This window comes from Citrobacter sp. wls714, from assembly GCF_005281025.1.
In the GTDB taxonomy this organism is placed as follows: domain Bacteria; phylum Pseudomonadota; class Gammaproteobacteria; order Enterobacterales; family Enterobacteriaceae; genus Citrobacter; species Citrobacter werkmanii.
In genome coordinates this window covers 169852-181926 of the sequence record NZ_SZWZ01000092.1, presented here as the reverse complement: position 1 = coordinate 181926, position 12075 = coordinate 169852, and the positions used below count along the sequence as shown (strand labels likewise).

The window sequence follows — 12075 nt, the reverse complement described above, 5'->3', positions numbered from 1 at the left end:
GAGCACAAAATTCATCGTCTTTTTATTAAACGATACAGTAACAACATAAAAAAGTGGAATCTTTCCGCTGGGTGAAAGTCACGCTGGATCCAGTCACCACGCCTGTTGCGACTCTTTAAAGAAATTATTGCAATAGATGTATAGATTTGTGACATAGTGCAAAATCAGACACACAAAAAGCCCGCTTAGCTTGCATAAAATACCAATCTGGCCGACCTTATATCTATTAATTACGAAGCGCAAAAAAATCATTCTTCCCCATTTTCACACAGTGAAGTGACTAACTTATGTTGATTCCGTCTAAATTAAGTCGTCCGGTTCGTCTCGACCATACGGTGGTTCGTGAGCGCCTGTTGGCTAAACTTTCCGGCGCGAACAATTTCAGGCTCGCCCTGATCACAAGTCCTGCTGGTTATGGAAAAACAACGCTTGTTTCACAATGGGCGGCGGGGAAGACCGAGTTAGGTTGGTACTCTCTGGATGAAGGCGATAACCAGCAGGAGCGCTTTGCCAGCTATCTGATTGCCGCGATCCAGCAGGCGACCGGTGGACATTGCACCACCAGCGAAGCGATGGTGCAAAAACGCCAGTATGCCAGCCTGACGTCACTGTTTGCGCAGCTATTTATTGAACTGGCCGAGTGGCATCGTCCACTTTATCTGGTGGTGGATGATTATCACCTGATCTCCAATCCGGCCATTCACGAGGCAATGCGCTTTTTCCTGCGTCACCAGCCTGAAAATCTCACACTGGTCGTTCTGTCGCGTAATCTGCCGCAGTTGGGCATTGCCAACCTGCGGGTGCGCGATCAGTTGCTGGAAATAGGCAGCCAACAGCTGGCCTTTAACCATCAGGAAGCGAAACAATTTTTCGATCGTCGTTTATCCTCCCCTATTGAAGCAGCTGAAAGCAGCCGGATGTGCGATGACGTTGCTGGCTGGGCTACTGCGTTACAACTGATTGCTCTTTCCGCTCGCCAGAACAATAACTCTGCGCACCAGTCGGCACGACGCCTCGCCGGAATCAACGCCAGCCATTTATCCGACTACCTGGTGGATGAAGTGCTGGACAGCGTTGACCTCGGCACCCGTCACTTTCTGCTAAAAAGCGCCATCCTGCGTTCGATGAACGATGCGCTGATCGTTCGGGTCACCGGCGAAGAAAACGGGCAAATGCGACTTGAGGAAATTGAGCGTCAGGGGTTATTTCTGCAGCGGATGGATGACGTCGGCGAGTGGTTCAGTTATCACCCACTGTTTGGCAGCTTTTTACGCCAGCGTTGCCAGTGGGAACTGGCGAGCGAGCTGCCTGAAATACACCGCGCCGCCGCAGAGAGCTGGATGGCGCAGGGTTTCCCTAGCGAAGCTATCCACCACGCGTTGGCGGCAGGCGATGCCCACATGCTACGCGATATCCTGCTTAACCATGCGTGGGGCCTGTTTAACCACAGCGAACTGGCGCTATTGGAAGAGTCGCTGAAAGCCCTGCCGTGGGAAAGCCTACTGGAAAATCCGCGTCTGGTTCTGCTGCAAGCCTGGCTGATGCAAAGCCAGCACCGCTACAGCGAGGTTAATACCCTGCTGGCCCGTGCAGAACAAGAGATGAAAGGCGACATGGAGCCGACGCTGTACGCTGAATTTAACGCGCTGCGGGCACAGGTAGCGATTAACGACGGAAACCCTGACGAAGCAGAACGTCTGGCAAAACTGGCGCTGGATGAATTACCCATCGCCTGGTTCTATAGCCGTATCGTTGCCACCTCGGTGCATGGTGAAGTCCTGCATTGTAAGGGCGATCTCACACGTTCACTGGCGTTGATGCAGCAAACCGAGCAAATGGCGCGCCATCATGATGTCTGGCATTACGCGCTGTGGAGTCTGATCCAGCAAAGCGAAATTTTATTTGCCCAGGGCTTTTTACAGGCGGCCTGGGAGACGCAGGAAAAGGCGTTCCAGCTGATCAAAGAGCAGCACCTGGAACAGTTGCCGATGCACGAGTTCCTGGTGCGCATTCGCGCTCAACTCCTGTGGGCATGGGCACGTCTGGACGAAGCCGAAGCGTCTGCCCGCGCGGGCATTGAGTTACTTTCCACATTCCAGCCACAGCAACAGCTACAGTGCCTGGCGCTGCTGATTCAGTGTTCGCTGGCCCGGGGCGATTTAGACAACGCGCGTAGCCTGCTCAACCGTTTGGAAAACTTATTGGGCAATGGTCGCTATCATAGCGACTGGATCTCGAACGCCGATAAGGTACGGGTGATTTACTGGCAAATGGTAGGCGATAAAAAATCAGCCGCCAACTGGCTGCGCCACACGCCAAAGCCTGAGTTCGCTAATAACCACTTCCTGCAAAGTCAGTGGCGCAACATCGCCCGCGCGCAGATCCTGCTGGGTGAGTTTGAACCGGCGGAAATCGTGCTGGAAGAGTTAAATGAAAATGCGCGTAACCTGCGCCTGATGAGCGATCTGAACCGTAACCTGTTGCTGCTTAATCAGCTGTACTGGCAGGCCGGACGCAAAAATGACGCGCAGCGCGTCTTACTGGAAGCACTGCAACTGGCGAACCGTACCGGATTTATCAGCCACTTTGTTATCGAAGGTGAGGCGATGGCGCAGCAGTTGCGCCAACTGATTCAGCTCAATACGCTGCCAGAACTCGACCAGCACCGCGCCCAGCGCGTTTTGCGGGAGATTAACCAGCACCACCGCCATAAATTCGCCCACTTTGATGAAGGATTCGTTGAGCGTCTGCTTACCCATCCGGAAGTGCCGGAGCTTATCCGCACCAGCCCGCTGACCCAGCGCGAATGGCAGGTTCTGGGACTGATTTATTCAGGTTACAGCAACGAGCAGATCGCCGGTGAGCTGGCCGTTGCAGCCACGACCATTAAGACGCACATCCGCAATTTGTACCAAAAGCTCGGCGTCGCCCACCGCCAGGATGCGGTGCAACATGCGCAGAAACTGCTGAAGATGATGGGCTATGGGGTATAGTTAATGCCTGATGCGCTACGCTTATCAGGCAATTATCTCAGCACAGCTCTAACTGAATATGGTGGTCGGCAATAACCTGCATCACACCGGCTGGCGGTAGCGTGTCGGTATACACCGCATCCACCATGCTGATACTGCCCATATTCACCATCGCGTTACGTCCGAACTTCGAGTGATCCACCACCAGCATGACGTGACGTGAATTCTCAATGATCGCGCGTTTGGTGCGCACTTCGTGATAATCAAACTCCAGCAGAGAGCCATCGCTGTCGATGCCGCTGATCCCCAGGATGCCGAAGTCCAGACGGAACTGGGAAATAAAGTCGAGAGTCGCTTCGCCCATAATGCCGCCGTCACGGCTACGCAGTTCGCCCCCGGCCAGAATAATGCGGAAATCCTCTTTCGCCATCAGCGTGTTTGCCACATTGAGGTTATTGGTCACGATGCGTAAGTTGCTGTGATTAAGCAGCGCATGCGCCACCGCTTCCGGTGTGGTGCCAATATCAATAAACAGCGTTGAACCGTTAGGGATCTGCGTGGCAACTTTGCGCGCAATGCGCTCTTTTTCCGCCGTCTGCGTCGCTTTACGATCATGCCATGGGGTATTGACCGAGCTGGATGGCAACGCCGCGCCACCGTGGTGACGCAAAATCATGTTTTGATCGGCCAGGTCATTCAGATCCCGGCGAATCGTCTGCGGACTGACGGAGAAATGCTCCACCAGCTCCTCGGTACTGACGTATCCCTGTTTTTTTACCAGCTCAATGATCGCGTCATGTCGTTGTGTTTGCTTCATTATTGTTCCCTGGAATTTTTCCGGATGCGCTGACGCTTATCCGGCCTACAAAGTTCGTTTCCGCACATTCATCGTATCGGCAAACGCCATTGCCAGACCCACGGCCAGCCCGGCGATATGTGCGCCGTTCGCCATCGACATGCCGAACAGATCAAACCAGCCGGCAACAATCCAGATCAAGGCAAAGATAATCAAACCACGCTGCAGGAAAATACCGCTTTGCGGATCGCGCTCGCCGCGCAACCACACGTAGCCCATCAGCGCATATACCACGCCAGACAGCCCGCCAAACCACGGGCCGCTAAATTTCTGCTGAACATAACCGCTCAGCAAGGCGCTGATCACAGTAATGACAATCAGCTTTCCGCTGCCCAGGCGCTTTTCAACCGCACCGCCGAGATACCACCACCACAGCAGGTTGAACAAAATGTGCATCAGCGAGAAGTGCATAAAAGCGTGGGTGAAATAACGCCAAAACTCAAATTTCAGCGAAGGATCGAACGGCCAGGCCAGCCAGAGCATTACCGCCTGGTCGCCCAGCACATTCATCGCGATAAACACCAACACACACGCCGCCATTACCGCCCAGGTCACCGGGCCGGCACGTTCGCGCAATGTGGCCAGAAACGGATAACGTTGATAGCGCAGACCGCTGTCGGTATGACCTGACTGCCAACTGGCCGCGAGGTAACGCGGATCGCCCGGGTTATCGAGAAATCGCGCCAGTTCAGCACGCACGCGTTCAGCCTGGGACTCATCCGCCAGCCAGACATCCGTTTGCTGATGTTGTTGAATCGTCAGGATAACGCCCTGTGTCGCCATATAATCAACAAATGCCTGCGCCACGCGGGGGTTAGCAAAAGAGGTAATCATCAACATTATTGCTGTCGCTTATTCCACACAAAAGAGGACAGTATATATATCCTGTCCGTTTCAGGCTGCATCTTTGTTAGCTTACGAACCGTATGTCACTTCTGCAGGAAAATGTCGATGCCAGGCGTCGAAGCCGCCGTCAACGCTGTAAACCGCGTCATAGCCCTGCTGGAGGAGATACTGCGCCGCGCCTTTACTGCTGTTGCCGTGGTAACACATCACCATTACGGCAGTATCAAAATCATGGTCACGCATAAACGTCCCCAACGTGTCGTTCGTCAGATGAAAGGCCTGCGGCGCGTGGCCCATCGCATAGCTTTGCGGATCGCGGATGTCCACCAGCACTGCCATTCCGTGCAGTAGTTTCTGATGGGCTTCTTCGACATTAATACACTCAAACTGATCCATGGCGTTCTCTTGTTAAGTTCTACTTATATTCTGGCAGGTAACCAATATTACCCTCCAGTGTACGTTGCCTGAGCAGGTAAACGCCATAATGTTATATGTATCACTGTAAATTGTTTATCCGATGTTACCAATGGCGCGATTCTTTGCTATTATGTTCGATAACGAACATTAATGAGCTATAACGAAAGTGCGAGAGGCCAGCATGGAAACCAAAGATCTGATTGTGATAGGTGGAGGCATTAACGGTGCCGGTATCGCGGCAGATGCCGCTGGACGCGGTTTATCCGTGCTGATGCTGGAAGCTCAGGATTTAGCCTGCGCCACCTCCTCCGCCAGCTCCAAACTCATCCACGGTGGCCTGCGCTACCTGGAACACTACGAATTCCGCCTGGTGAGTGAGGCGCTGGCAGAACGTGAAGTGCTGTTGAAAATGGCACCGCATATCGCCTTCCCGATGCGCTTCCGTCTACCCCATCGCCCGCACCTGCGTCCGGCATGGATGATTCGTATTGGTTTGTTTATGTACGATCATCTGGGCAAACGCACCAGTTTGCCGGGTTCTACCGGTTTGCGTTTTGGCGCGGATTCCGTAATGAAACCTGAGATTGTGCGCGGTTTCGAATATTCTGACTGCTGGGTAGACGATGCGCGTCTGGTTTTGGCAAACGCCCAAATGGTCGTACGCAAAGGCGGTGAAGTATTAACCCGCACCCGTGCCACCTCCGCTCGCCGTGAAAACGGCTTGTGGATTGTTGAAGCCGAAGATATCGATACCGGTAAAAAGCACACCTGGCAGGCGCGTGGTCTGGTCAACGCCACCGGACCGTGGGTGAAAGAGTTCTTCGACGATGGCATGCATCTACCGTCACCGTACGGTATTCGCCTGATTAAAGGTAGCCACATCGTGGTGCCGCGCGTACATACCCAGAAACAAGCTTATATTCTGCAAAACGAAGATAAACGTATTGTGTTTGTTATCCCATGGATGGACGAATTCTCGATCATCGGGACGACTGACGTCGAATACAAAGGCGACCCGAAAGCGGTGAAAATTGATGAGAGCGAAATCAATTACCTGCTGAAGGTCTATAACGCGCACTTTAAGAAACAGCTTGGCCGAGACGATATCGTCTGGACCTACTCGGGCGTGCGTCCGCTGTGCGATGACGAGTCCGACTCGCCGCAGGCTATCACCCGTGATTACACGCTGGATATCCACGACGAAAACGGCAAAGCGCCGCTGTTGTCGGTCTTTGGCGGTAAGCTGACAACCTATCGTAAGCTGGCCGAGCACGCGATGGAAAAACTGTCGTCGTACTATCAGGGCATTGGTCCGGCATGGACCAAAGAGTGCATCCTGCCTGGCGGCGATATTGGCGGCGATCGCGAAGATTACGCGGCAAAACTGCGCCGTCGCTATCCGTTCCTGACCGAATCGCTGGCGCGCCATTATTCACGTACCTACGGCAGCAATACTGAATGGATTATCGGCGACGCCACGTCAATTGCCGAGTTAGGCGAAGACTTCGGCCATGAGTTCTATGAGGCCGAGCTGAAGTATCTGGTTGAGCACGAGTGGGTGCGTCGCGCGGAAGATGCGCTGTGGCGTCGTACGAAAGAAGGTATGTGGCTGAATGCTGAACAGCAGTCCCGCATGACCCAGTGGCTGACGGAGTATGTCGAGAAGCACCAGCTGTCGCTGGCCTCCTGATAAAAATGCCGGATGGCGGCTAACGCCTTATCCGGCCTTCAAAAGTGTATAAACGTAGGCCGGGCAAGCGCAGCGCCCCCGGCCTCGTGTTTTACAACCGCACCGAATCAATATGCCAGATGTTTTCGGCATACTCTTTGATCGTCCTGTCCGATGAGAAGTACCCCATATTGGCGATGTTTATCATCGACTTCGTGGTCCACTCTTCCGGATGGCGATACAGCTCATCAACCTTATCCTGGCAATCGACATAGCTGCGATAATCCGCCAGCACCTGATAGTGGTCGCCAAAGTTGATCAATGAATCGACCAAATCACGGTAGCGTCCCGGCTCCTCAGGGCTGAACACGCCGCTGCCGATCTGCGTCAATACCTGATGCAGCTCTTCGTCTTTCTCGTAATACTCACGCGGCTTGTAGCCCTGGCTACGTAAAGCCTCGACCTCTTCCGCCGTATTACCAAAGATAAAGATATTCTCCGCTCCCACATGCTCCAGCATCTCAACGTTGGCACCATCCAGCGTCCCGATGGTCAGCGCGCCGTTGAGCGCAAATTTCATATTACTGGTTCCGGAGGCTTCGGTCCCGGCCAGCGAAATCTGCTCAGACAGGTCGGCGGCAGGAATAATCACCTGCGCCAGACTGACGCTGTAGTTGGGGATAAACACCACCTTCAATTTATCGCCAATCTGCGGATCGTTGTTGATCACTTTCGCGACATCGTTGATCAAATGAATGATGTGCTTCGCCATGTAATAGGCTGAAGCCGCTTTCCCCGCGAATATATTTACGCGCGGCACCCACTCGGCGTCCGGATCGGCCTTAATACGGTTGTAGCGAGTGATCACATGCAGCACATTCATTAGCTGACGTTTGTACTCGTGAATACGCTTAATCTGCACATCAAACAGCGATTTCGGGTTCACTACCACGTTCAGCTGCTGGGCAATGAGCGTTGCCAGTCGCTTTTTGTTCTCGAGCTTCGCACGACGCACAGCCTGATTCACTAACGGGAAATCACAGTGCTGCTCAAGCTCGCTGAGCTGGCTGAGATCGGTTCGCCAGGTGCGGCCAATGTTCTCATCCAGTACGTCAGAAAGCGATGGGTTCGCCAACGCCAGCCAGCGACGCGGCGTCACGCCGTTGGTCACGTTACAAAAACGCGTCGGGAAAATCTTCGCAAAGTCAGCAAACAGCGACTGCACCATCAGGTTGGAGTGCAGTTCAGACACACCATTAACCTTATGGCTCACCACGACCGCCAGCCATGCCATACGCACACGACGACCGTTAGATTCATCGATAATCGACGTCCGTCCCAGCAGACCGGTATCGTTCGGATACTGCTCCTGCAGCGTCTTCAGGAAGTAATCGTTAATCTCAAAAATGATTTGCAGATGGCGCGGCAGGATTTTGCCCAGCATATCCACCGGCCAGGTCTCCAGCGCTTCGCTCATCAAAGTGTGGTTGGTATATGAGAAGACCTGACAGCACACCTCAAACGCATCGTCCCAACTGAATTTGTGTTCATCGATCAGCAGACGCATCAGCTCTGGGATCGACAGCACCGGGTGGGTGTCGTTAAGGTGAATGGCGATTTTATCGGCCAGGTTGTCGTAGGTTTTATGCAGTTGATAATGACGGTTCAGGATGTCCTGCACCGTTGACGAGACGAGGAAATACTCCTGGCGCAACCGCAGCTCGCGTCCCGAATAGGTAGAGTCATCCGGATACAGTACACGGGAGACGTTCTCGGAGTGGTTTTTATCTTCCACCGCCGCAAAGTAGTCGCCCTGGTTAAATTTACCGAGGTTGATTTCGCTACTAGCCTGGGCATTCCACAGGCGCAGCGTGTTGGTGGCATCAGTGTCATAACCGGGGATAATCTGGTCGTAGGCCACTGCGAGGATCTCTTCGGTCTCAATCCAACGCGTTTTCTTGCCTTCCATCTGCACGCGGCCGCCAAAGCGCACTTTGTAGCGCGTGTTGTGGCGTTTGAATTCCCACGGGTTACCGTATTCCAGCCAATAGTCCGGGGACTCTTTTTGTCGACCATCGACAATGTTCTGTTTAAACATGCCATAGTCATAACGGATACCGTAGCCACGTCCCGGCAGACCCAGCGTTGCCAGTGAGTCGAGGAAGCAGGCTGCCAGGCGTCCGAGGCCACCGTTACCGAGACCGGGGTCATTCTCTTCGTCGATCAGATCTTCCAGATCTAATCCCATACCTTCCAGCGCACTTTTAACATCGTCGTAAATCCCCAACGATAACAGCGCATTGGAAAGCGTGCGCCCAATCAGAAACTCCATTGACAGATAATAAACTTGACGGGTTTCCTGGGATAATTGCGCACGGTTAGAACGCAGCCAGCGCTCCACGAGACGATCGCGCACCGCGAATAACGTGGCGTTCAGCCACTCATGTTTGTTGGCAATGACCGGGTCCTTACCAATCGTGAACATCAGTTTGTAGGCAATAGAATGCTTAAGTGCCTCGACGCTGAGTGTGGGCGATGCATAAGTAAATGGAGCGTTCATATAGGTGATTCCTGGATATCTATTTCAAGCGGTAGTAAAGCTCGCGGTAAGACTTCGCCGCGACTTGCCAGCTAAAATCCATGGTCATGGCCTGGCGTTGTACAAACCGCCAAAGCGAAGGCCGGGACCACAATACGAAAGCACGCCGGATCGCGCGTAGCAGCGACCAGGCATTACTGTCTTCAAAGACAAACCCACTGGCGATACCGTCCGCCAGGTTTTCCAGCGAACTGTCAGAGACCGTATCCGCCAGCCCACCGGTACGCCGCACCAGCGGCAGCGTGCCATACTTCAGTCCATACAACTGCGTTAAGCCGCACGGTTCAAAGCGGCTGGGCACCAGAATAACGTCTGCCCCGCCCATGATGCGGTGCGAAAAGGCTTCGTGATAACCAATTTGTACCCCTACCTGTCCTGGATGTTCCGCCGCAGCGGCCAGGAAGCCTTCCTGTAATACTGGGTCGCCCGCGCCAAGCAGCGCCAGTTGACCACCCTGCTCTAACAGACCCGGCAGAGCCTCCAACACCAGATCTAACCCTTTCTGACTGGTCAGACGGCTCACGACAGCAAACAGCGGCACTTTATCGTTAACCTTAAGTCCCATCGCAATTTGTAGCTGACGTTTGTTCTCCGCCTTCTCGTCCAGCGTGTCGCGCGTATAGCGCGAGGCCAGTAGCAGATCGGTTTCCGGGCTCCAGATTTTTTCATCAACGCCGTTCAGCACGCCGGAAAGCCGTCCTTCCCGATGACGCTGCTGCAACAGACCTTCCATGCCGTAGGCAAACTGCGGTTCGGTAATCTCCCGAGCGTAAGTCGGACTCACCGCCGTAATGTGGTCTGCGTAGTACAACCCGGCCTTCAGGAACGAAATCTGCCCATTAAACTCCAGCCCGTGCACATTAAAGAACGACCATGGCAATTGGATGTCATCCATATGCTTTGCATAAAACATGCCTTGATACGCCAGATTGTGTACGGTGAACACCGATTTCGCCGGATGGCCGCGCGCCGCCAGATACGCCGGGGCCAGACCGGCATGCCAGTCGTGCGCATGCACCACATCCGGGCGCCAGAATGGGTCAAGGCCGCAGGCCATTTCACATCCGGCCCAGCCGAGTAACGCAAAACGCAGGACGTTATCGGTATAAGCGAACAGGTTGGTGTCGTGATACGGGCTACCAGGACGGTCGTAGAGATGCGGCGCGTCAACGAGGTAAATGCCGACACCGTTGTAATGCCCGAACAGCAGCGTGATTCTGCCTGCAAAGGTATCGCGACGCGTCACTACCTGAGCATCAGGAATGCCGCGACGGATATCCGGAAACGCCGGGAGCAGCACGCGGGCATCTACACCGTCGGCAATTTGCGCGGCCGGTAACGCCCCAAGCACATCCGCCAGTCCCCCGGTTTTTAGCAGGGGGAACATCTCTGAACATACGTGTAAAACCTGCATTATCGCTCCTGTTTGATTTGCAGTTTGCGCAGCATTTCACGCGTGACCAGCACAATGCCTTCTTCTGAGCGGTAGAAGCGACGTGCATCCTCTTCCGCATTTTCACCAATCACCATGCCTTCAGGGATAACGCAGGCGCGGTCAATGATACAACGACGTAAACGGCATGAACGTCCTACCCATACTTCAGGCAACAACACTGCCGAATCAATGTTACAGAATGAATTCACCCGCACTCGCGGGAACAGAACGGACTGCACTACCACCGAACCAGAAATGATACAGCCGCCGGAAACCAGCGAGTTCAGCGTCATTCCGTGGCTACCGGAACGATCCTGCACAAATTTCGCCGGCGGCAGAGATTCCATATGCGTACGGATTGGCCAGTCCTGGTCGTACATATCCAGTTCAGGCGTCACCGAGGCCAGATCGAGGTTGGCCTTCCAGTAAGCTTCCAGCGTTCCCACATCGCGCCAGTACGGCTCGGATTCCGGGTCAGACTGTACGCAGGACAACGGGAAGGGATGGGCATACGCCATGCCAGCTTCAGTGATTTTTGGAATGATGTCTTTACCAAAATCGTGACTGGAGCTTTCATCGAGATCATCTTCCGCCAGCAATTCATACAGGTAGTCGGCGTTAAAAACGTAGATCCCCATACTGGCAAGAGATTTGGTCGGATCGCCTGGCATGGCTGGCGGGTTAGCGGGTTTTTCAACAAACTCGATAATTTTGTCGCTGTCGTCCACGTCCATTACGCCAAACGCGCTGGCCTCTTCGATAGGCACCGGCATACAAGCCACGGTGCAACGCGCGCCCTTCTCGACGTGGTCGATCAGCATACGCGAGTAGTCCTGCTTATAAATATGATCGCCTGCGAGGATCACCACATATTCCGCTTTGTAACGGCGAATGATGTCCAGGTTTTGAGTTACCGCATCCGCCGTGCCGCGATACCAGTTTTCACCCTGCATTCTCTGCTGGGCAGGCAGCAGGTCGACAAACTCGTTCATCTCTTCGCTAAAGAACGACCAGCCGCGCTGAATATGCTGTACCAGCGTGTGCGACTGGTATTGCGTGATCACGCCGATACGGCGGATGCCGGAGTTAATACAGTTGGATAAAGCAAAATCGATAATGCGGAATTTACCGCCAAAGTGCACGGCCGGCTTGGCACGTTTGTTGGTCAAATCTTTCAGGCGGGTACCGCGGCCACCGGCCAGGATCAGGGCAACAGATTTTAATGGCAGCTGGCGCGCCAACATAACACGATCGTTCTTCTCTAAACTCACCATGACTAAC

8 protein-coding genes are annotated in these 12075 nt (G+C 53.8%); 2 read left to right on the top strand and 6 right to left on the bottom strand.

Annotated elements, in window-relative coordinates; genetic code table 11:
* The first annotated feature begins 287 nt into the window (after nt 1–287).
* The gene (gene malT, locus FDX11_RS19540; protein WP_042311895.1) at nt 288–2993 is read left to right on the top strand and encodes an HTH-type transcriptional regulator MalT; all 2706 of its coding nucleotides are present in this window, start codon (nt 288–290) and stop codon (nt 2991–2993) included.
* A 37-nt stretch (nt 2994–3030) separates the two neighbouring features.
* Here the strand turns inward: malT and FDX11_RS19535 are convergent, their stop codons facing one another.
* From FDX11_RS19535 to glpE, 3 genes are all read right to left on the bottom strand, one after another.
* On the bottom strand, nt 3031–3789 hold the full coding sequence (locus FDX11_RS19535) for a DeoR/GlpR family transcriptional regulator (protein WP_003023499.1): 759 nt from the start codon (nt 3787–3789) through the stop codon (nt 3031–3033).
* Between the two features lie 45 nt (nt 3790–3834).
* A complete protein-coding gene (glpG, locus tag FDX11_RS19530; RefSeq protein ID WP_042311892.1) occupies nt 3835–4668 on the bottom strand; it encodes a rhomboid family intramembrane serine protease GlpG in 834 nt (277 codons plus the stop codon).
* 75 nt (nt 4669–4743) lie between these two features.
* On the bottom strand, nt 4744–5070 hold the full coding sequence (glpE, locus tag FDX11_RS19525; RefSeq protein WP_042311890.1) for a thiosulfate sulfurtransferase GlpE: 327 nt from the start codon (nt 5068–5070) through the stop codon (nt 4744–4746).
* Between the two features lie 202 nt (nt 5071–5272).
* Between glpE and glpD the strand changes: the two genes are divergently transcribed.
* Complete coding sequence (glpD, locus tag FDX11_RS19520) at nt 5273–6781, top strand: glycerol-3-phosphate dehydrogenase (RefSeq protein WP_038634920.1); 1509 nt, start codon at nt 5273–5275, stop codon at nt 6779–6781.
* A 91-nt stretch (nt 6782–6872) separates the two neighbouring features.
* On the opposite strand, the gene glgP is transcribed toward glpD, so the two are convergent.
* From glgP to glgC, 3 genes are read right to left on the bottom strand one after another with little or no spacing between them, the layout of a single operon-like run.
* Nucleotides 6873–9320 (bottom strand): glycogen phosphorylase, encoded by a 2448-nt coding sequence (gene glgP / locus FDX11_RS19515; protein ID WP_042311879.1) that lies wholly within the window; start codon nt 9318–9320, stop codon nt 6873–6875.
* Nucleotides 9321–9339: 19 nt separating this feature from the next.
* Nucleotides 9340–10773, bottom strand: a complete 1434-nt coding sequence (gene glgA, locus FDX11_RS19510) for a glycogen synthase GlgA (protein WP_038634926.1) — start codon at nt 10771–10773, stop codon at nt 9340–9342.
* A complete protein-coding gene (glgC, locus tag FDX11_RS19505) occupies nt 10773–12068 on the bottom strand; it encodes a glucose-1-phosphate adenylyltransferase (protein WP_042311877.1) in 1296 nt (431 codons plus the stop codon). Before glgC ends, glgA begins: the two co-directional genes overlap by 1 nt.
* Nucleotides 12069–12075 lie beyond the last annotated feature (7 nt).

Excerpts from the sequence above, each read along its gene's own strand:
- malT (WP_042311895.1), top strand. The coding sequence starts at position 288 with ATGTTGATTCCGTCTAAATTAAGTCGTCCGGTTCGTCTCGACCATACG.
- FDX11_RS19535 (WP_003023499.1), bottom strand. The coding sequence starts at position 3,789 with ATGAAGCAAACACAACGACATGACGCGATCATTGAGCTGGTAAAAAAA.
- glpG (WP_042311892.1), bottom strand. The coding sequence starts at position 4,668 with ATGTTGATGATTACCTCTTTTGCTAACCCCCGCGTGGCGCAGGCATTT.
- glpE (WP_042311890.1), bottom strand. The coding sequence starts at position 5,070 with ATGGATCAGTTTGAGTGTATTAATGTCGAAGAAGCCCATCAGAAACTA.
- glpD (WP_038634920.1), top strand. The coding sequence starts at position 5,273 with ATGGAAACCAAAGATCTGATTGTGATAGGTGGAGGCATTAACGGTGCC.
- glgP (WP_042311879.1), bottom strand. The coding sequence starts at position 9,320 with ATGAACGCTCCATTTACTTATGCATCGCCCACACTCAGCGTCGAGGCA.
- glgA (WP_038634926.1), bottom strand. The coding sequence starts at position 10,773 with ATGCAGGTTTTACACGTATGTTCAGAGATGTTCCCCCTGCTAAAAACC.
- glgC (WP_042311877.1), bottom strand. The coding sequence starts at position 12,068 with ATGGTGAGTTTAGAGAAGAACGATCGTGTTATGTTGGCGCGCCAGCTG.